The sequence below is a fragment of the Methylophilus sp. genome (genome assembly GCF_052437885.1).
In the GTDB taxonomy this organism is placed as follows: domain Bacteria; phylum Pseudomonadota; class Gammaproteobacteria; order Burkholderiales; family Methylophilaceae; genus Methylophilus.
Genome location: NZ_JBQVPB010000004.1, coordinates 171,897 through 191,854 on the forward strand (window position 1 = coordinate 171,897; position 19,958 = coordinate 191,854).

At 42.4% G+C, this 19,958-nt stretch carries 17 protein-coding genes and 1 pseudogene; 4 read left to right on the forward strand and 14 right to left on the reverse strand.

What is annotated here, in order from left to right; all coding sequences use genetic code 11:
• Positions 1-247: 247 nt before the first annotated feature.
• From ACT6RZ_RS05715 to ACT6RZ_RS05740, 6 genes are all read right to left on the reverse strand, one after another.
• A complete protein-coding gene (locus ACT6RZ_RS05715) occupies positions 248-1,570 on the reverse strand; it encodes an MFS transporter (protein WP_444701200.1) in 1,323 nt (440 codons plus the stop codon).
• 10 nt (positions 1,571-1,580) lie between these two features.
• A complete protein-coding gene (locus tag ACT6RZ_RS05720) occupies positions 1,581-4,766 on the reverse strand; it encodes a CusA/CzcA family heavy metal efflux RND transporter (protein WP_444701201.1) in 3,186 nt (1,061 codons plus the stop codon).
• Positions 4,766-5,947, reverse strand: coding sequence for an efflux RND transporter periplasmic adaptor subunit (locus ACT6RZ_RS05725; protein WP_444701202.1), 1,182 nt, complete (start codon positions 5,945-5,947; stop codon positions 4,766-4,768). The genes ACT6RZ_RS05720 and ACT6RZ_RS05725 overlap by 1 nt, the downstream gene beginning before the upstream one ends.
• A complete protein-coding gene (locus ACT6RZ_RS05730; protein WP_442586982.1) occupies positions 5,944-7,200 on the reverse strand; it encodes a TolC family protein in 1,257 nt (418 codons plus the stop codon). Before ACT6RZ_RS05730 ends, ACT6RZ_RS05725 begins: the two co-directional genes overlap by 4 nt.
• Before the next feature lie 67 nt (positions 7,201-7,267).
• Complete coding sequence (locus tag ACT6RZ_RS05735) at positions 7,268-7,639, reverse strand: hypothetical protein (protein WP_442586983.1); 372 nt, start codon at positions 7,637-7,639, stop codon at positions 7,268-7,270.
• 705 nt (positions 7,640-8,344) lie between these two features.
• Positions 8,345-9,013, reverse strand: a complete 669-nt coding sequence (locus tag ACT6RZ_RS05740) for an SOS response-associated peptidase (RefSeq protein ID WP_442584242.1) — start codon at positions 9,011-9,013, stop codon at positions 8,345-8,347.
• Positions 9,014-9,367: 354 nt separating this feature from the next.
• Here ACT6RZ_RS05740 and ACT6RZ_RS05745 point away from each other — a divergent pair, with 354 nt between their 5' ends.
• On the forward strand, positions 9,368-9,637 hold the full coding sequence (locus ACT6RZ_RS05745; protein ID WP_444701203.1) for a hypothetical protein: 270 nt from the start codon (positions 9,368-9,370) through the stop codon (positions 9,635-9,637).
• Positions 9,638-9,680: 43 nt separating this feature from the next.
• Positions 9,681-10,837: pseudogene (locus ACT6RZ_RS05750) on the forward strand (IS3 family transposase).
• Positions 10,838-11,202: 365 nt separating this feature from the next.
• On the opposite strand, the gene ACT6RZ_RS05755 reads toward ACT6RZ_RS05750, so the two are convergent.
• From ACT6RZ_RS05755 to ACT6RZ_RS05765, 3 genes are all read right to left on the reverse strand, one after another.
• On the reverse strand, positions 11,203-11,646 hold the full coding sequence (locus ACT6RZ_RS05755; RefSeq protein WP_442584240.1) for a hypothetical protein: 444 nt from the start codon (positions 11,644-11,646) through the stop codon (positions 11,203-11,205).
• Positions 11,647-11,681: 35 nt separating this feature from the next.
• A complete protein-coding gene (locus ACT6RZ_RS05760) occupies positions 11,682-12,056 on the reverse strand; it encodes a hypothetical protein (RefSeq protein WP_442584239.1) in 375 nt (124 codons plus the stop codon).
• Positions 12,057-12,323: 267 nt separating this feature from the next.
• The gene (locus ACT6RZ_RS05765) at positions 12,324-12,755 is read right to left on the reverse strand and encodes a hypothetical protein (protein WP_442584238.1); all 432 of its coding nucleotides are present in this window, start codon (positions 12,753-12,755) and stop codon (positions 12,324-12,326) included.
• Positions 12,756-12,845: 90 nt separating this feature from the next.
• Between ACT6RZ_RS05765 and ACT6RZ_RS05770 the strand changes: the two genes are divergently transcribed.
• Entirely contained in the window at positions 12,846-13,136 is a 291-nt protein-coding gene (locus ACT6RZ_RS05770; protein WP_442584237.1) for a helix-turn-helix domain-containing protein, read from the forward strand.
• A gap of 338 nt (positions 13,137-13,474) precedes the next feature.
• The gene (locus ACT6RZ_RS05775) at positions 13,475-14,206 is read left to right on the forward strand and encodes a hypothetical protein (protein WP_442584236.1); all 732 of its coding nucleotides are present in this window, start codon (positions 13,475-13,477) and stop codon (positions 14,204-14,206) included.
• A gap of 205 nt (positions 14,207-14,411) precedes the next feature.
• Here ACT6RZ_RS05775 and ACT6RZ_RS05780 read toward each other — a convergent pair whose 3' ends face one another.
• The 5 genes from ACT6RZ_RS05780 to ACT6RZ_RS05800 all read right to left on the reverse strand — a co-directional run bounded on the left by ACT6RZ_RS05780 (position 14,412) and on the right by ACT6RZ_RS05800 (position 19,939).
• A complete protein-coding gene (locus ACT6RZ_RS05780; protein ID WP_442584235.1) occupies positions 14,412-16,142 on the reverse strand; it encodes a P-loop NTPase fold protein in 1,731 nt (576 codons plus the stop codon).
• 4 nt (positions 16,143-16,146) lie between these two features.
• Positions 16,147-16,449, reverse strand: coding sequence for a GIY-YIG nuclease family protein (locus tag ACT6RZ_RS05785; protein WP_442584234.1), 303 nt, complete (start codon positions 16,447-16,449; stop codon positions 16,147-16,149).
• Between the two features lie 50 nt (positions 16,450-16,499).
• Complete coding sequence (locus tag ACT6RZ_RS05790; protein WP_444701204.1) at positions 16,500-18,218, reverse strand: single-stranded-DNA-specific exonuclease RecJ; 1,719 nt, start codon at positions 18,216-18,218, stop codon at positions 16,500-16,502.
• Between the two features lie 276 nt (positions 18,219-18,494).
• Positions 18,495-18,911 (reverse strand): DHH family phosphoesterase, encoded by a 417-nt coding sequence (locus ACT6RZ_RS05795; protein WP_444701205.1) that lies wholly within the window; start codon positions 18,909-18,911, stop codon positions 18,495-18,497.
• 41 nt (positions 18,912-18,952) lie between these two features.
• On the reverse strand, positions 18,953-19,939 hold the full coding sequence (locus ACT6RZ_RS05800; RefSeq protein WP_444701206.1) for a hypothetical protein: 987 nt from the start codon (positions 19,937-19,939) through the stop codon (positions 18,953-18,955).
• Between the last annotated feature and the right edge of the window lie 19 nt (positions 19,940-19,958).

The following is a 19,958-nucleotide window of genomic DNA, read 5'->3' on the forward strand; positions in this document are numbered from 1 at the left end:
ACTGGAGGAGTAGATGGTTACTTTTAAAATTAAAAGCCCAAAACCACCCAAACCACCTAAGCCCATAGATCGCATGCAGAATATGCAGACGATGCGCCCACTAGGAAAAACTCAATGGGTAAAAGCACATTGGAGATGGGATTACGGGACTCATCAATGGCAATGGGTTCTTGGTCACTGGAGCAAATGATCTTATCGAGTGATGAAAAGCGGCTCAGCACCTTGCTGGCCGCTTTTTTATTGATGATTAGAACTTTTGTATTTCTTTAGGCCATTCGGAATGTATATCATCGATGAAATATAAATGCTCATGGACTCCAGAAGCATTTACTAGTTGCATGTGAGGGTCATCCGATGCTAATTCAGTGTGCTGATGAGGAATCACTTCTAAATCTTGTCTGGGCCAGAACATAATACTTGCCAGGGTGGCTACTCCCGCTAAAACTCCCATGGTGATGAATGTCATGGGTAACCCAGCACCACTTCCAAGCCATCCTGCCATCGGATATGCAATTAGCCAACATGAATGCGACAGGGCAAACTGTGCTGCAAATAAACTTGGTCGATCTTCATCGTGCGATGAACGTCGCAGCAATCGACCTGAAGGTGTCTGCATTAATGAATACCCGACACCTAAAACAAACCACATTGGTAGCATCAAATTATATTGATCAGCAAACGCTCCAAAAGGTAAGCACAGGCTCATCATCCATGCTCCGGTGAGCATGACACTTCTATCTGTTTTATTAATGAGTAAGCGTGGGATTAATACCGCAGATAACATAGAACCCGCCCCATACACAGCAAACGCTATCGCGGTGAATGTTTGACTTAATCTAAATTGGCCTTGCACCAACACCACTGTATTGATAATTACCATGGCACTTGCGAAAGCCGCCACCAAGTTTAGAGCCAGCAACCCTCTTAACCGGGGAGTTAACAAATAGATTCGAATGCCTCTGGTGGTTCTTTCATAAATACTACGTTGAATGAGTGGTAAGTTCTTCGGTAATATCACAGAAACGATGAGCGCCGCTGATGCAATGAATCCAATCGTAGTGCCAACAAATATCCCATGAAAACTGACGACTGTTATAAGTGCTGCCGCAATCATCGGGCTGGCGACGCTCTCTAAGTCGTAAGCCAGTCTGGAAAGTGACAACGCTTTTATGTAGTCTTTTTCTTCCGGGAGAATATCAGGGATCGTCGCCTGAAATATTGGTGTGAAGGCAGCAGAGGCTGATTGCAGAACAAATATCAGCACATATACCTGCCAAGCTTGAGTGACGAATGGCAACGCTAACGCTACCACTGCTCTGATTAAATCAAGCGTTACTAACAATTTTCTTCTTGGAAAATTGATTGCTACTGCACTAGCAATCGGAGCGACCAAAATGTAAGCGACCATTTTAATGGCGAGGGCAGTGCCAAGTATTTCGCCAGCATTTCCTCCCGACAAATCAAAAGCCAGGAAACCAAGTGCAACTGTAGCTAGCCCTGTCCCCAGTAAAGCAACAACTTGGGCTAGAAACAGGTGTCGATAAGTGCGATTTTCTAATACTGAAAACATCGAAATCTCCCTATTTATTACGCTTAAGAAGCATGGTGGTTAATGCCGGCAAAACTAAGAGAGTTAAGGCTGTGGCAGACATTAGCCCGCCAATAACAACCGTCGCAAGAGGCTTTTGAACTTCGGCTCCTGTACTGGTGGCAATCGCCATTGGAATAAATCCAAGTATCGCTACCAATGCTGTCATCATTACCGGCCTGAGTCGTTCCATTGAGCCTTCATTCACAGCTTCGTCTACAGGTATACCGGCATCAATACGTTTTTTGATAGCAGAAATTAATACCAAGCCATTTAAAACAGCTACACCCGATACTGCGATAAATCCAACCGCAGCCGAGATCGAGAACGGAATACCTCTGAGTGCCAATGCGAATACCCCACCGGCCATAGCTAGCGGAACCGTCGTCATCACGATTGCTGATAGTCCAATATTGCCAATTGCAAGGTAAATAGCCGCTGCGATCAATAACAGGCATATGGGTACAATCATTGAAAGACGTTCGGTGGCTTCTTGAAGGTTTTGGAACTGTCCACCCCATTCAATCCAGGAGCCAGTGGGTAATTTGACCTCTCGTTCTATGCGTTTCTGTGCATCAGCGACAAAACTACCTAAGTCTCGACCTTCCACATTAGCTTCAATGTAAATACGTCGCTTGCCGTTATCACGGCTTACTTCATTCATGCCTTGGGTAAACTTGAACTGCACCAACTGCCTAAGAGGCACTGAGAATTGCTCACCCCCAACAGAAGTTACGATTGGCAATGAACCGATAATATCCAGATTATTACGCTGTTCAAGTGGCATCCTGATCGTCACATCAAAACGTTTATCTCCTTCAAATATCTGGCCTGAAGGTAACCCGGCCAACGCCGCAGAAACTGTATCAGCAACCTCTTTGACAGTTAATCCATAGCGAGCAATAGCTGCACGGTCAAAGGTGATTTCAAACGTTGGGAATCCACTTGTCTGGGCAACCCGTGTATCAATAGCTCCGGGTGTTTTACGCAACACATTTGAGATATGTTTAGCAGCGAGCGCCAGTTGGTCTACATCATCGCCATATAGTTTTACTGCCACGTCGCTTCGAACCCCACCAATCAATTCGTTAAAGCGCATCTCAATTGGTTGAGTTACATCATAATTGTTGCCAATAATAGGCTCCGTAGCTGTTCTAATACGATCAATGACTTGCTGTTTAGTGGTAATGCCTTCAGGCCACTCTGATTTAGGTTTAAGAATGATGTAGTTATCTGAAGCATTAGGCGGCATTGGGTCGGCAGCTAAACTGGCCGTACCTGCTTTTGAGTAAACAGTTTCTATCTCTGGCAACCTCAGCAATGCTTTTTCTAAAGGCAGATCCAAGGCCACAGATTGCTCAATGGATGTAGAGGCAATCCGCACTGAAGACAGATTGAGATTTTGCTCATCCAATGTAGGCATAAACTCGCTACCTACATTTTTAAAGGTGAATCCTGCTGCGACTAAAACAAGCGCCGCAATGACAATACACATACGTGGAGACGCCATTACTCGATGCAAAAGAGGTTCGTATAAATGCTTTGTTTTCGCTACGAGGAATGTTTCTTTCTCCTGGTAATCGCCTTTGAGAAGTATGGCTATTAATGCAGGTACAAATGTCATGGAAAGTGCAAACGCACATGCCAAAGCCAACATGAGTGTGATTACCATAGGTGAGAACATTTTGCCTTCAACCCCTTGGAAGGTCAGGCAAGGCAAAAACACTAGAAAAATGACTGCTTGACCATAGACCGAAGGCCGGACCATCTCTTTGGATGATGCAATTACCTCCTCTAACCGCTCATTTAATTCAAGTCGGCGGCCAAGATGTTTTTGTCGCTCAGAGAGTCTGCGTAAAGCATTCTCTACAACGATGACTGCGCCATCTATGATCAGGCCAAAGTCTAATGCCCCCAAGCTCATTAAATTACCGGATATATTGAGCGAGTTCATCCCAATAGCACTCAACATAAATGAAATCGGGATAACAAGCGCTGCTATCAATGCTGCGCGCCAATTACCAAGTAAAACAAACAGGACCACTACAACAAGTAAAGCGCCTTCAACAAGGTTTTTAGAGACGGTGGAGATGGTTGCAATCACAAGCTGAGATCTGTCTAACGTTGGAACAATGACAATGCCTGGTGGGAGAGTTTTACCGATTATTTTTAGCTTGTCTCCTACAGCACCGGCAACAATCCTACTATTGGCACCCACAAGCATCAGCGCACTGCCAACTACTGTTTCGTAACCATCACGACTTGCAGCCCCGGTCCGGAGTTCTCCGCCGATACTTACCTTGGCTACTTTCTCAACACTGATTGGAACACCTTGTTTAGTGGTAACTACCGCATGCGATATATCTTCAATCGTTTTGATTCGACCATCTGCTCGGACAAGATAAGCTTCACCTGAACGTTGAATATAATTACCTCCAACGGATGTGTTGTTTTCTTCCAGGGCTTTGCCTAACTGCTGAAGCGATATGCCATAGATAGATAACTTATTAGGATAGGGTTCAACCACGTATTGCTTCACATATCCACCTAGACTATCAACGTCAGCAACACCTGCCGTTGTTCGTAGCTGTGGTCGAATAATCCAGTCTTGAACGGTGCGTAGATAGGCCAGCTGTGAAATACGACCATAAAGACGCTGACCTTCATCGGTGAGGAAGCTTCCGTCTGTTTGCCAACCTGGTTTTCCATCTATTCTGGGGGCATTCTTTCCATCAGGAAATGCGAATTCAACACTGTAATGAAACACTTCTCCAAGACCAGTTGATACAGGACCCATGATCGGTTCGGCACCGTCTGGCAAGTTGGCCCTAGCGAGTGATAGTCGCTCTGCAACCTGCTGCCGCATAAAGTAGAGGTTGGCACTTTCTTTAAAAATGACCGTGACTTGGCTAAAACCATTTCTTGAAAACGAACGGAAATTCTCAACGCCATTCAAACCGGCAATCGCGGTTTCAATGGGATACGTCACGCGTTTTTCAACTTCCACCGGCGTTAATGTTGGCACTACCGTATTGATTTGTACCTGTTTATTGGTAATGTCAGGCGTCACGTCAATCGGTAGTAGATTGAGTTGCCAGGCACCGATCCCAGTCATAATGACTGTAAGAAAAATTACCAGCCATCGGAAGTTAACTGCAAAGTTCAAGATGCTAGTCATCAATCTTCCTCCGGCGCATTTTTAATCATCTCAGCTTTAATCAAGAAAGCATTCTGAGTAGCAACCAAAAGGTTACGGTCCAGTCCAGACAGAATCTGAGCATATCCATTGCCTCTTTGGCCAACGACTACTGGATGGGGCTTAAAGCCGACTTTTGTTTTTATAAACACCACATCCCTACCTTCGATATGCTGGATAGCATCTTCAGGCACAATCATGTCACTTTGATTAGCTGACACGGTATGCAGTCTTACTTGCACGCCTTCGCCGATGACTAGCGATGTGTTTTTATCTTCAAGCGTTAATATCGCCGTGGCTGTTTGATTAGAACCATTGACTGACGGCGTGATAGACCTTACTTTGGCGCTGTACTCTTGATCATTACGACTCAAAATTGTGGCAGAGTCACCAACTTTGACTTTCGAGAAATCTTGCGCAGTGATGAACGCATTAATTTGGATCTGTTTGTCGTTGGCTATACTGAATAGTGGTGTTGCAGGTTGTACAAATGCGCCCACTGTTGCAGTCTCTGCAGTGACTTTCCCATCTACAGGGCTAACAACTAGAATTGAATGACCATCTGGTGCAATATTCGTGGCTCTTGCTAATGACTGAGTTTCTGATGCCTCAGCTTCAGCAACAGTTAGTGCAGATTGAGCAGCCTCCATGTCCTGGCGGGGTGTAACACCTTTTTCAAACAACATGGACTCTCTCGCAAACACTTTCTTGGCGAGTTCTAGTTTCGCAATAGCAGACTTTCTTTCTGCGGTCATGCGAGTGGCTTCCAGGCTATCTACCAGCGCCACGGTTTCACCTGCTTTAACGGTATCTCCCAACCGTTTATAGATTTGCTTGATAGTGCCGGCAACTCTGGCAATGACAGTGGCTTCAGCGCCGGGAGGTGTGGTAACTAGCGCTGGAGCTAATATCTCATTACTTACCTGGCCCACATCGGCCTTAGAGACTTTTATACCGGATGATTCGATAAACTGATCTTGAATCACAATTTCTTTATCAAGCGGCGTTTCAACGGGTGACTCTTTGGAATTCACCGACTCTTTTTCTTGTTTAGCAGGCACGTTTTGATTTTGCCAATTTGCCAGCTTGTAGCCGACTAATAGAAAAACAATCGCTGTCAGTCCCAGCAAAGCACCGATCTTTATTGTCTTAGAGAAACTCATTTAAAATCTCCAAATGCGATGCGCCCTTCGGCGGCAGCTAGGGTTGCCAATGATTTGACGAATGTAAAACTCGCATCAATGGTGGATAGTTTTGCGTCAGTCAGGGATTTACGTGTAAAAAGTAATTCGATGAGGGGTGTTTTGCCCGCTTCGTACCCGGTTTTTGCAAGTTGGTATGCTTGTGTAGCTGCGCGCTCACCTTCCCGGGCTGCCTTAAGTCGCCTCTCTGATGCGTTGACTTGAGCAGTGGCTGCTTGTTGGTTTGCATTAACTTGAAGTTTTGTGGCATTTAAGCGAGCTTCCGCCGCAATGGCTCTCTCATTAGCCGCAGCAATACCGCCTTTATTCTGATCAAATACGGGGATTGCAGATCCAAATCCGATCACAAAGGCTTGGCTGCTGATTCCTTCGAAGTGCCTAACACCAGCACTTATCTCGATATTTGGAATACTTCTTTTTTCTTCAACTGTAACTTGGGAAAGTAGGGCCTCATGTTCAGCCTGTGCTCTGCGAATTGCTGGTGAAGTTTCTGAATCATCTTTTTTTGCACGATTTTCAGAAAGTATTCTTGAGGTAAAACTTTCACCCAATCCTGTATATGTCGAAGTGGAACCTGCCAATGCGGATAATCGCACCATCGCTTCTATGAAGTTAGCTTCAGCAGCTTGAAATGAAGCTTCTGCTGCTGAAAGATTTGCCTGCGCTTGAGAGACACGTAAGCTTGCTTCCCTACCAGATTCAACTAATGTTTTTGCAGCATTGGTATCGTCGTTGGCTCTGGAAATGTCATTTTCTGCTACTTTCATTCGCTCATGCATTGCCTCTGTCATGGCATAAGCAGTAGCGAGCTCCGCTGCATACAAGACTTGTATTTCCTGGTCACGTGTTTCAGCTACTAATAGATCTTTTGATCTTGCTTCGATTCGTGCAGCACGCTTACCGCCTATTTCAAATGGCTGAGTTAAGAGAACTGTATGCTGGATGTAGTCGGCTCTTGTGTTTAGGTTTTCGCTGAGACCGCTGATAGAAGGATTTAAGTAAGCTTTAGCTTGCTGAATATTCGCGGTTGCTGCACGAATATTTGCTGACTGCTCAAGTAAGATAGGCGCTTGAGAAAGTCCTTGGCGCAGTAATACACCAAATGATGGCACATCTTCAGCATGTGCTTGTATGAAGCAAAGCAAGCTTGCATGGATGAGTAAGTTATATGCGCTGAGCCGATATTGGCACAGTACCTTTGAAGAAAAAATCATGGAAAAGCCCCTGCATGTTGATTAAATAAACGTGCAAAGCGCCCAGCAAGAATTACTTGCCGGGCACTTAGAGGGCTTTAAAAGGGGGCTTTAAGGGCGGGGAATTAGATGGATTATAGTAGACCACTGGGAAGTAAAGCGGAGCCACACTTGCCAGTTGATTGAGGAATACTTTTGGAGCTGCCATTGGTATTGATACCAAATTCAAGCCGTGCTCAAAATCTATCATGTGAGCCACAGATTGTTGAGACTCATCTTCATGAGAGTCGCCATCTTCATCATGATGATGCGCAACATGATCAAAATGCTCAATCATGTGAATCACAGTTTTTTCTTCTGTACTTTCCGAACTCAACATATGTGCGAAATCTGCCGTAGCCGCATAGAGCGGTTGCAGTGTCACTATTGATATAAGTAGTAAAAGGAAAAGGTTTTTCATGATGCAATCCTCATTCTACTAAGAATAAGGGGATGTTAGTAAGTAGTTAATCGATTTATTATTCAATTTGAATAAATTATAAAACTCTAGTGTGTAACAACTAATGGCGAAATTCTATTATTCGTATTACACCTAATTGTGACTATGTATACTTGTATCCACAATAAACGAGCGCATTTGTAGACTATCCAAGATATTGATTTCTGGTATGTCACTAAGAATCCCGGAGCGCTTCAGAATTCGCCAAGGCGACACCATAAACTTCTTTGTGTAGTAGATGCATATACTCCAGACGCTAAATATCATACTAAGCGCTATAAGAACTTTCCATGGAGATGAGGGGGCTTCGCTGACAGCGAGTATATTCAACCCACAACCAAAAATAGCGATAAACTGTCAGGCATCACAAAAACTTGATTCTGTTTAACTCTGATTTGACCAGAACTAATCAATTTTTCGACCTCCAGGGGCCAATATACCTAGGCTCTTTATTAGTAGTTTATAAAAGGGGCTTGGGTGGTCAACTGAACAATTGCAGCAGCACTGCGCCACTCAATTGGAATCACTGCTCCACTTGAACTGGAATGGGTGCTCACGAGATATTGGAATTGATGCTCATCTCATAATGGCGAACACACGTCTTGAAGTGGTTATACAAAGTCACACTTAAAGTGATGCTGATGGATGGTGATTTGGTTGGGAAATCTAAAATAATGATTTCTGAGATATTTTAATTTCAGGTGCAGAGTAATCAAGATAGCCATCTCTACTCAATTTCAGCAACTCCTTGGCATTGTCATGTTTAGCATTTAGCCACTGAGTAAAATCTTTATCTTCCACTACTACCACTGAACGCTTTTCATCTTTTGGCTTGTGAAAGCGACTCATTAATGGATGCTCATCTGCATTTACTGTCAGCATCGAGAATGAAAAAGTCACTTCCCCGGTATCCTGGTTTACAAACCTTTCCCAAATAGATGCGATTGCTGTTGGTTCTCCATCAGATCTGAAAATGCCTGCTGGCACCCAGTTTTTACCACTTGCATCATATAAGGGTTCGTAAAACTTATTCGCTAGCACTAAGCCAAACTTGCATTTCCGCCATGGTGAAGCATATGAATGAGTTGTGTGAACTGTTTCAGTGCGGGCATTGTATGTGTGACGGCCATGACGTTTTTTATCTTTGGCCCATGGAGGTACCAACCCAAATTGCGCTAATTCACATTTGACTTGGCCATCATCCAGATACACAAAGGGTACTGGAGCGGTCGAATATACATTCGCATCCCAATCGCCTTGAGGCAATTCACATTTAAAGTGCTCGTTAACCCAACTGGATTTATTAATCTTGATAGGATCAAAGTTGCTACACATAGTTGAAATTCTCAATCACAGATAGTTAACATATGTTAATAACATTGGTTTAATATAGCTGTAGAGGAAAACTATAAATCATAATACCAATAAGGGTGTGCAATATGAATCAGAGAGATCTGTATGCATCACTAAACTATGCTGGTTGTCAGATTCTGACCTTCGAGGACTACCCAGCAGATCACGGAAGCTGGAGGGTGAATTTCTTGTTTAAAAATTTATCTTGTGAAGTTAACTGCAACCGTAGAGACAACTTGATCACCTTCATCTCAAAAAGCGTTTCAACTGGGCACTGCTCAAATACCGTTTCAAGTAAAAAGCTAGTTTCTGACCTCATGGAAATTGGAAAGATGAATGAGTGGATACGCACGCTTAAGACTACTCAAACCAATTCAAAAAGCGAAGCTAGATATGAAACACATGCTTGAAATAGTCCTTTTGCTGGTTTTACTAAATCCATTTACTTCTAGTGCTACTGAGGTTACAGATTGCTTTGATAAGGCTTATGCACATTCTGATAATGGTGGACTTGGTTTGAATCGCGGTCAGGCCATTGAGTTATGCAATGGAGCTAAAAATGCGACAGAAGTTTTAGTATGTTATGAATCGCCACTAATTTACTAGACACCTTTAAGCCGTAATAATGGCAATAAAAGAAAGGTGCAGTATGAGTGGTAAACGTTATCCAGAAGAATTCAAAATAGCAGCCGTCCGTCAAATCACTGAAGGCGGATATGCTGTATCTGAAGTGGCCCGCAGGTTGGATGTCACAGTCGATAGTCTGTATGCCTGGGTCAGGAAGTACGGCCCAGATGCAGCAGAGCATCAAGCAAAAACAGCTGAGCAAGCATAATTACAACGTCTGCGTAAGGAACTCAAACGAGTCACTGAAGAGCGGGATATCTTAAAAAAAGCCGCGGCATACTTCGCGAAGCAGTCAGGTTGAGGTATGCCTTTATACAACAGCATCAGGACTGCTGGCCGATACGATGGCTTTGCAAGGTGCTGGATGTTCACCCGAGTGGTTTTTATGCTTGGCTGAAGCAACCGCATTCCAAGGCTTATCAAATTAGCCAGCGGCAATCTGGCCTCATCAAGCAAAGCTGGTTAGAGTCTGGTGGTGTGTATGGTTATCGCAAAGTGCATAGCGATTTGCGCGCATGGGGTGAGCGAATTGGGATCAACCGTGTTTACAAGCTGATGCATCAGCATGGGCTCAAAGCACTGGTTGGCTATCGCAAGCCACGTCATTATAGTGGTAAGCCCAATGTGGCAGCGCCTAACACGCTGAACCGTGAATTCAATCCAGAGATGCCGAATCAATCATGGGTGACTGACATTACCTATATCCGCACGCATGAGGGTTGGTTATATCTAGCTGCTGTGATGGACTTATTCTCCCGCCGTATTGTAGGCTGGTCTATGCAGTCGCGTATTACCAAAGAGCTGGTATTGGATGCATTGCTAATGGCTGTGTGGCGTAGAAAGCCTAAACAAAAGGTATTGATCCATTCGGATCAGGGTAGCCAATACACCAGTGAAGATTGGATGCTGTTTCTAAAAGCACACAATCTTGAATCCAGCATGAGCCGTAGAGGTAACTGCCATGATAATGCTGTGGCCGAGAGCTTCTTTCAACTACTGAAGCGGGAGAGGATTAAACGCAAAATATACAACGACCGGGATGAAGCAAAGCGGGATATCTTCGATTACATCGAGTTCTTCTACAACTCAAAACGAAGACACAATTCCAATAACTTGCTATCTCCGATAGACTTTGAAAAGCAGTTCAATCAATCGGCTGAACAGTGTCTACAAAGTTAGTGGCGATTCATTATGCCATTGCATGGCAGCATCCTGATAAAAACGGTCTAGGTTTGAATCGTGGGCAAGCAATCAGGCTTTGTAAACGTGCAACGAACACAGAAGAAATCGTAGAGTGTTTTCTTAAAGCGTGGACTCATAAGGATGATGGTGGCATGGGCCTCCATCTTGGTGGTGCGGTAGACTTGTGTAAACAGTCACCCATGGAGTAATTGAAATATCTAAGGTGAAAAACCACTTACAAATTAAATGTCTTCTTGCCCCTTAGCCGGCATATTCTCAAAAATGTCTGAATCAGGATGTGGATCTGCCCTCAAATCACATTGATCAAGCATCTCCTTGAGAGTAGGTACTTTTTGAGCTGTCTAGCTAGGCTCACTATTTCCAATCAGCTTTTTTATACCATCGGCCCTCAATATCACCGTCAAAGCTTCCGCTAAAGCAACCGGGTCATTTTCTGCAAGGGTATCTTTTAAATAAAGCATCACATCTTCAGCGTCATTAATATAATCGGCGGGATCAAACTCTTTGAGCCCTGAAACACTAATGTTCGTGTTTTGATTAGTTGTCACTAAAGGAAGAAAGTCGAGCATGAGTTCAGGCCAAATGCCATTATGCGATTTAACAAATGACTCAACTTGCTTAAGACCTTGAGGCGAAAACAGAGCATAGAACTGATCCCAATTAAGGACTCCAAGCTGGCTAGCAACGTATTTTTCACCTCGTTCGTGCTTATGGAAGTCGTCCAAAATACTTTCTAAAGCTTCTTGTGGTGTTTGACCAACATTGATTTGAATTGAGAATTCCATTTTCACCTCACTAACTCATAGTATTTCTCTTCCAACTACTTGCCCAAACGAGATGCGTTCATGTTGGTTTCTTCAGTTACATCTGAAATTAAATCCCGCAATGTGTAACCATTTCCATCTGAAGCTTTATTCCCGGCTTCTTCACTAAACAAACCCGATAACACCCTCAATGAAATACCATTTGGTAGCCGCTGAGCAACATTAGCCCAGTGCTCAGTAGTAGAGAATTCATCGTCTTTGGGATGTGAAATTTCAAGCACTTCTTTGAACATTAAAAGTGAACGATGAATCAAATCCTCTATTGAGTTAGCACCGACAATCTTCATCATCGAAGTAGCTGTTTCCAGGCTAACTGAATATTCAGTGTCTTCCTCAAATACAACAGTGAGTTGGTTATCGTTATCTTTCATCACTTAACTTCTTCAGATCAGATGTTTTCCTCTTAAGGGATATGCGACTAATGAGCTTGTAGGTATCACGCCTGTTTCAGCAGCCAGATTTCGCAGTAACAGTTGAATCAAATCTTCAAGTGAGTTTGACTCCATCAACTGTACGAGACTGTGAGCAGTTTCAGGACTCACTGTGGTTAGGGTATCAGTTTCAAAACTGATAGTTATTTCTTTACTAGCGACTTGATTCATTGAATCTGCCAGTGCTGGTCATTAGGAACCGTTGTTTTAATTGAATTGCAAAATCGTTTCAAAAGTAAGTTCATTTTTATCTTTGTTCAACCCACTAATATCGTGCTCAATAACTTGACCTGTATCGGTTTCAAAACGATATACAGTACTCTTGTATTCATCATCTTGGTAAGTTGCAGAAGAAATAGCCTTCAATCTAGTCAGAGACCAGTTATCCTGATTTAGTAAGTGTCCTGGGCTAATCACATATGTCTTATCAATTTTTCGACTCCCCGCAAATTTGGCCAAATCGTCAATATCACCAATAAGATGGGTAGTAGTACAAACTGGCTCTTCAGAATCATCATCGAATTCAGGAACTTCACATATGAACCAAGGCATAAATGCAGATAGCTCAATCTTGTTGAGACTGAAATTTTCACCGTCAAAAAATGCTTTTCGCAAATGAATTTGGCTAGCAAGGAACATTATTTCAATCCAATACGGTTAATGTGTCCTATAGATTATAGTCCTTTAGGGCACATAATGGCTATATAAAGTCCTTTATGGGGACTTAGTATGGAATTTCAAAAAGCTTTAGGTGCTGCAATCCGGGATATCAGAATTACTCGAGAATTGAGTCAAGAATTTTTCAGTGAAATATCAAGCAGGACTTATATGTCAGTACTTGAGAATGGCAGGAAGCAACCCACGGTTTCAAAGATAAATGACCTTTCGAAAGCAATGGGTGTACACCCTTTGACGATTTTGACTTTAGCTTATATAAAATCTGATGAAAAGTTAACTCTCAACGAGCTCCAGAATATTGTTATGCAGGAGCTCTTAATTTTGGAAAAGGTAAAAGACTAATCCAATTCGTCTAGAGCTCTACGCGATAAAAATGTTTAGTTACTCGAAAGAACGCAGTTCGTCATAGATGCTTACAGCAACCTATCATATCGACAACTGCGGAATAGGCACTTATAAACAGCATTGGTTGCATTGATTTATAGCTTCTGAAGGTGGAAGATTTCAAGAGGTATGAGGAATAATACTCTGTACTAATTATGCAGTAATCATTTAGAAGAGTTGTGGCGGCGAGTGAAAGTTCGGTCTAACGCAGGGGGTATCAGTTAATTAAGGCAGTAAACAGAATTCAAGAAGTTTAAATTAAGCGAACGATATATTTTTAATTTCGGGAGACAAAAATGACTAATAACATGGTTTTATTGATTTTTCTTTTCTTGAGCAGTTATCCATCATACTCAATTGCAGAGGATGTTATTGGACCTAATGTTTCAATTGCAAATATTGTCAAAGCTTTAAAAGCAGATGTTCAACTATTTCAAAATTACTCTGCTTCCTTACCTCAAGAATCCAAAACCAATGCATGTAAAGGTAACTTAAATTTCAACATTGAGTCTTTGAAAGTAGTTATGAAAGTTCAATCTGTTGGCGGTAAAGAAGGTAAAGCTGGCCTAGCTATACCTATTGGCACGGGGGCGTTTGAGCCAGGGGTAAATGCTTCAAAAAGAGATACTAACAGTCAAATTCTAACTTTCACGATATACCCCAAGCCTGGTGTTAAATCTGTTGCTTCGAATATTAAAAAAGAAATTAAGTATGACTCCTCACCGATAGCATATACCCTTGCTAGCCTTAGAGATAATCTTCTAGATGCAAGTAGTGTTGAGCCTTGCATGTCTTTCCAAAATCCGAACAAAGATAAAGACGTTGCTTCAACGTTTGAATTTGGCTTTGGAGTCGAGAAAAAGGCATCAGCAAATGCAGGAATTAATTTGATCATCTTCTCAATTGGTGGAGGAAAATCCTCTCTCCAAGAAACTACAAATACAATTACAGTGAGCTTTAGGGGATTTTCTGTTGAGAAAGTTGGTGGAATTGAGATTGAAGGGCCGGGGGCGCTAGCTCCACCGTAATATTTCCCATCAGTTATATTTACGAACTCGAAGAGTGATTTGAGAAAAAACTAAAATATATGAAGTTGGTAAAACATTAGCTTTAAGCGCAATGACATTTGCTCCAGTTAAGTTTGCCAACTTCATCTTGATATCGAATCACATTTGAATTTATGACAACTCACGTCCCAAAGTCTTTTGTATCCTCACTCTAAGCCACTTCGACTTATCGCTCAGTTTTTTGAATACCAAAATCGTGTGCTAATGGGGTTGAATTAAAAATGTTTTTAATTAGAGTTGCTAATCGAGGAGATTTTTGATCTTCAGATATATTTTTACAAGCAATCAAAAAATTATTAATTCCATTTGCAAAATGCCTATCAAATGTTTGCCTTTTAATACTCATATCAATCATCTGCGCCATAAACAGACGCAAATTTTTAATACTTAATGTCCTAATTGTTTTATCAAATTCCTCTACAGTGGATCTTTCAAAAGCAAATGTCTGAATGCTCCCCCACCCATTATTGTCAATTATGTGAAGGCAGGCATCAAAAATACTAGTATTTTCTTTTACTGTAGCTTGCAGATCTTGATAAGCTTTTGAAATATCAGGATGAAGGTGGATACCGTTATTATGATAATAAGTGGTAGTCTCGAATGTTGTTTGAATTGGAGGATTTGCTTTAAAGTTTTCAAGCCAGCCTTTCAGAATTTTTTGTGCAGTAATTTCTCCTCCCGGTAACTTTTCCAAGTATTCCACTACTTCTGAAACATTTGTAGCATTGAGTAGCCCAGCTAATTTAACAAGTTTTTTTGACTGGCTTACGAGTTTTTCGTTACTTAAAAAATGATTCCAATAGAGATCTTCTAAAAATTTACGAGCTTTATTATTGGCTTCTAATTTATTCGTTTCATTTTTATAACGAGTAATCACTTCATCGAATCGAGATTTTTCCAGTATTCCAGACTCAAGGAAATCTACTAACAAAAACTCGAACTCATCACAAGAATGAATACCCATTTCATGAACCAATGTACTCCATCGAGATTTTATTAAATCATCTTCGGATTGTTCCTTAGAATCATTAAGTAGGTTTGCTACTCTTGCTCTCACAATGTTTAGAACAAAATTGAAATCAGGGCCGTCCTCGACACCTTTATAATAAATTGCAGAAAAAAGTACTATTGAAGGAATCATTCTGGCTTGAATAATTGGATCTAACGGCTGCTTTCCCAATATATGGTTCGCCACTTTGATTGCCTTAATAATAATTCTAATATTTGTAAGTCTGCATGTAATGAATGCACGCTTCAGTTCGGATTCATAAATCGAATGTACAAGTGATATTGCAATTGCAAAAGCCTCATCAGCAGATGTATTTAGCTTTATTTCGTGATCAATTACCTTTTCTCTAAACGTTGCCCATAAGTTGTTTTGTCCACCATTACCCCCAAGCCTATTTTCATTGAGTATCAGAATAAATCTACATCCATGACGTTTTGAGTATTCATCAATGAAGCCTAGGACTTCATCTTCTTCTAATTTGTGATTTTTTCTCTCAATGTCATCGATTACGATAGTCTTTTCTTTAAGATACACTGGAGCTAGAAGTAAGAGATTTATATCAGTTAACGCAGCTAGCGCTTTGTAATGCTCTGCGGCAGCTTTGATTCCGACCTTTAAGACATTTTTAAAACTTGAAAATACATCTTCATTACCTTCAACATTTGGAAACGCCGACTCAAGTAATTTTCGTTTAATTTCATCGATTGTCGAAACGCCAAAAAGCGATACATATAAGGATGGGCTATTGTTGCCTCTGGTTAAGTCCCTATCAATTTCATTCCATAAGTGCGTTTTACCAGTCCCCCACTTACCGGAAAGTGCTATGACATTGCAATCGTTAGTGGAAAGTAATTCGAATAATTGATCTTTCGCTTTTTTAAGAGACATTCAATTAACCCAGTCTTTTAACGCTACGGTGTGTTTGGTTATAACCAATTGCAGGATCATTTGATTTTAACGAACGTATGAATTCAGATTCCATGCGGCTAATTTCTGCCTTATCCATTGATTCAAATATTATCTGTTTACGAAGAGTGAAGTCTCGCAGCTCAGCATCAGTAAAATCCTTCTCGACGTTGGCATTAAACCAAGAACCAAAATAACGTAAAGAATGTCCGTTAGCCCCAATATCTTTCCCCACATAAATTTTTCCGTTAGGGAAGGTTAATTTATAGACCACGTAACCAATAGCCATTGCTTTACCTTTATTTAGAATTATGCTCGATAGCTTTCCTGAAAATGCCTTTAACTTATCATTGCTATGACTTGAAGCTGTAAAGTTTTTCTATTTTGAAACCAATTGCTTTTAAGTTTATAGATTAGTTGTATTTGGTTTCCAACTTTTACCTGGCTATCGAAATTATCAATATCATTAACGTTAAACCAAATCGCTTCTACGGTGCCTCGACCAATGTTTAAACTTAGTCTGCAATGAAGACCTTCACTCATCATCTTTATTTTTGATATTTGGAAAGTTCCTTTAAATGTGGGAGATGGAAACTCTCTCCCCCATGGCTCCAGACTTTCAATTTTCTCTAATGTTTTTGAAGTAATTGACTCATTAGGAATTTCTCCATCAATCTGAATAGTCGGTTTAAGTTCTTGATTTCCAATTTGCTTTATTACAGCCTCATCATAGGCATGTGCAAATTTATCAATATCAGAAATCTTAATTGAAGCTCCGGCAGCACCATGATGCCCACCGAAACTAAGCAGAAGCCCTGGGTGTAGTTTATCTACAAATGCCAATGCATCCCTAACATGCAAACCAGGAATACCTCTAAAAGATCCAGATGCAATGTCTTTACTCAATTCCATTAAGTTATTACTTTTAACAACCCTTGGGGAGAAAACTCCTGAAGCCTTACCATAAGCTTCAACAAGTCTACTTGCAGTTATTCCGTGAACTCCACTGTGCCCGTCATCAAAGTAAATTATGATTGAATGGCCGTTAAGTCTCGAAGCTTTAGAGAATGCCCTTTCTCTCATTGATTTTTCGATTTTCTTTCTTTCTTCATTCTCGGACTTAAGAAGTTCCCAATGCTCAGTTGCGGCTTCAACTGTATTCGCTGTTAGAAACTTAAAGCCAGCCTCAGCCCAATCTAATCTGCCGGCAGCAGCAATAGCTGGAGCTAATTTAAATCCAATTGTCTCTGCATCAACAGGCCCATTTTGTTCGGAACAAAATACACTCCAGCAAGCTTTACTTTTATTATTAATTAGCTCGAGCCCACGCTTAACGAAAGTTCGGTTAATTAGACTTTTTACAGGACTCATAGATACGCAGTCTGCGACAGTTGCTACTGCAACATAGTCCATCAATGGCAACAAACTACCTATTTCAGTTTTAAATCCAGAATCAATAAGTGCAGTTCTAACTTTAGCCATAGTTAAAAAGGCGACACCCGCTCCACATACATACTTGTCGTATGATGAATCCTGCCTGATTGGATTAACTACAGCGTAGGCTGAAGGCGGTGGACCGGACTCACCAAGTTCATGGTGATCAGTCACAATTACATCAATTCCTACCTCAGATAGCTTTTTGATTCTAATTTCGTCACTACTTCCTTTATCCGCCGTTATCACCAAGTCTGGCTTAAGGTCAATGATCCTAGCCGCTACTGGCTCGGTAATTCCATATCCTTCTGTTAACCTATGACTGGTAACTACATTCAGTAAGTCACTATCGACCTCAAAAAAATTTACAAATGCGCTCCAAAGCAAAGCAGCTGAAGCAGTGCCATCCATGTCATGATCACAAGCAAATACAATTCTTTCCCTATTTTTAATTGCCTCAACAATACGTTTAACTGCTTTTTCCATATCTGGAATTGCTATTGGGTCTGGCAGGTTCTTTAGTTCAAAACTATTCAATTTTGAATATTCGAAGGACTCATCCAGCCTTGTGGCTAAAACTTTCGCCAACCATTGTTCCAAACCCTGTTGGATAAGGTTTTCCATAACTATTTCATTGATAGGTCGCTCTATCAGCAATGGTTGCGGCAATGTATATTTTTTTATTTGCTCCATGGATTGGAATGTATTACCTATTTTTTTGAAGTGAAGTATTAAAAAATTTATTTAAGCGCTTATTACCTTGCCCAATCTAAATCTTCATAGTCCAGAGTTCATTTTGTAAATAAATATGGTCATAAAATGTAGTTTGTTTACAAATTAATTAACCGAACTCCTAGAGATTGAGTAAATAAAGGCTACGAATGGAAAATGGACAATTATTCATCCGTATAAGTCACAGGTCAGGATCACATCCGGCTGCTGCTGGGCGGCCAGCGCGACGATTTCTGGCGTCAGGCCATAACCATATTCAAAACGGTTGGGCACCAGAAAATCCACCTGCGCGCCCATCATGCTCAAGCCACGCATGGCGACGCTGGTGGCAGTGGCGCCATCCGCATCATAATCACCAATGATCAGCAGTTTTTTCTTCGCCTGTATGGCATCGGCCAGCAGGCGTGCCATCTCGCTACAGCCGGTCAGTGCCTGCGGTTTGAGCAGATGCGGCATTTCCTGCAGGCCCCAGTCATCTACTGACACTTGCCTGGCCGCCAGCAATCTGGCCAATATTTCCGGCAGGCCTTGCGCCTGCAAGGCCTGAAACGTGGTGGCTGAGTAGGGTCTTTGCTGGATTCTCATCTGGATAGGATCTTAATATTCTGGATAAAGCACAAACGCCATCAAGCTGATGCCGGTATTTTAAAGCCTGGCAATGAAGCTTCAAGCGTGTTTAGCAAGCTGGTCAGGCTATGCGCCTTACGCCAGAATCGCCAGCGATAAGCTTTTTTATAAGTCACGCGCACACTGCGCTCGGCCAGAGGCAAGGTGATCTCAAGCGCAGACAGCTGACCTTTGTGCAAGGCAGCCGAAAGTACTTGCCAGTCTACCTGCTCTGGCTGGTCAACCACCATCAGCGCCTGAGTGATGGTTTTGTCCTGCAGCACCTCAGCCAGTGCCTGCTGTTTCAACGCCGGCAGCTGTGCTGCGCGCAAGCCTTCAAACACTGCCCCGGCGCCCATCACTGTTTGCCACTGGTGCCGCCACACCGGCATCTGCGGCACACTGGCAAACCACAGGCTGTTCAAGCGTGCAGGCCAGCCCGGTAGATCCTGGTCTTGCGAGAACTGGTGCAGCAGCATCTGAGTTTCATTCGTCCACTGCCGTACCCGTGTAGCGTGTGTCCCTTGCGGCTGCCACTGGAAAGCCTGCTGGTACAGGCAGTCCTGCGGCCATGGGCTATGCGCTTCAAGCGCATGCAGGGGTTGTATCCACCAGTAGCGCTGCCCGGCTGTCGCATGCACGGTGAAATCCTGTACAAAGTGCTGTTGCAGCGCTTCTGTCAGATAGGCATACACTTCTGGCGACATCTGCACAGTGCCCTGCAGCGAAAAAGTATCCCGTTGCAAACCCAGATGCACCGGCAACAGGCATAAGGCGGGCAAGTCTGTGAGCGTAGCCTGTTGCGCACGCAGTATGGCAGCCACGCTGGATGCGGGATAATCGCCAGCCTGCAGCGTGCTGAACAATGCGTTCAATGGCGTCGCCGGCATCACATCCCAGTCGGCTTTCAACAGTAGCGGGCAATGCTCAATAAGGCCTTGAATCACCGCCGCAGTTTCGGCGGCTGCGTCAGACAGATAATCTGTGATATAAATTTGCTGTATCATGAAAAAACAAATACACTCT

Bases quoted from the DNA above. Each gene is read 5' to 3' on its own strand.
- ACT6RZ_RS05715 (WP_444701200.1), bottom strand. From the start codon at position 1,570: ATGTTTTCAGTATTAGAAAATCGCACTTATCGACACCTGTTTCTAGCC.
- ACT6RZ_RS05780 (WP_442584235.1), bottom strand. From the start codon at position 16,142: ATGTCTCTTAAAAAAGCGAAAGATCAATTATTCGAATTACTTTCCACT.
- ACT6RZ_RS05755 (WP_442584240.1), bottom strand. From the start codon at position 11,646: ATGGAATTCTCAATTCAAATCAATGTTGGTCAAACACCACAAGAAGCT.
- ACT6RZ_RS05730 (WP_442586982.1), bottom strand. From the start codon at position 7,200: ATGATTTTTTCTTCAAAGGTACTGTGCCAATATCGGCTCAGCGCATAT.
- ACT6RZ_RS05745 (WP_444701203.1), top strand. From the start codon at position 9,368: ATGAGTGGATACGCACGCTTAAGACTACTCAAACCAATTCAAAAAGCG.
- ACT6RZ_RS05740 (WP_442584242.1), bottom strand. From the start codon at position 9,013: ATGTGTAGCAACTTTGATCCTATCAAGATTAATAAATCCAGTTGGGTT.
- ACT6RZ_RS05765 (WP_442584238.1), bottom strand. From the start codon at position 12,755: ATGTTCCTTGCTAGCCAAATTCATTTGCGAAAAGCATTTTTTGACGGT.
- ACT6RZ_RS05760 (WP_442584239.1), bottom strand. From the start codon at position 12,056: ATGAAAGATAACGATAACCAACTCACTGTTGTATTTGAGGAAGACACT.
- ACT6RZ_RS05720 (WP_444701201.1), bottom strand. From the start codon at position 4,766: ATGACTAGCATCTTGAACTTTGCAGTTAACTTCCGATGGCTGGTAATT.
- ACT6RZ_RS05735 (WP_442586983.1), bottom strand. From the start codon at position 7,639: ATGAAAAACCTTTTCCTTTTACTACTTATATCAATAGTGACACTGCAA.
- ACT6RZ_RS05725 (WP_444701202.1), bottom strand. From the start codon at position 5,947: ATGAGTTTCTCTAAGACAATAAAGATCGGTGCTTTGCTGGGACTGACA.
- ACT6RZ_RS05770 (WP_442584237.1), top strand. From the start codon at position 12,846: ATGGAATTTCAAAAAGCTTTAGGTGCTGCAATCCGGGATATCAGAATT.
- ACT6RZ_RS05790 (WP_444701204.1), bottom strand. From the start codon at position 18,218: ATGGAAAACCTTATCCAACAGGGTTTGGAACAATGGTTGGCGAAAGTT.
- ACT6RZ_RS05775 (WP_442584236.1), top strand. From the start codon at position 13,475: ATGACTAATAACATGGTTTTATTGATTTTTCTTTTCTTGAGCAGTTAT.
- ACT6RZ_RS05795 (WP_444701205.1), bottom strand. From the start codon at position 18,911: ATGAGAATCCAGCAAAGACCCTACTCAGCCACCACGTTTCAGGCCTTG.
- ACT6RZ_RS05800 (WP_444701206.1), bottom strand. From the start codon at position 19,939: ATGATACAGCAAATTTATATCACAGATTATCTGTCTGACGCAGCCGCC.
- ACT6RZ_RS05785 (WP_442584234.1), bottom strand. From the start codon at position 16,449: ATGGCTATTGGTTACGTGGTCTATAAATTAACCTTCCCTAACGGAAAA.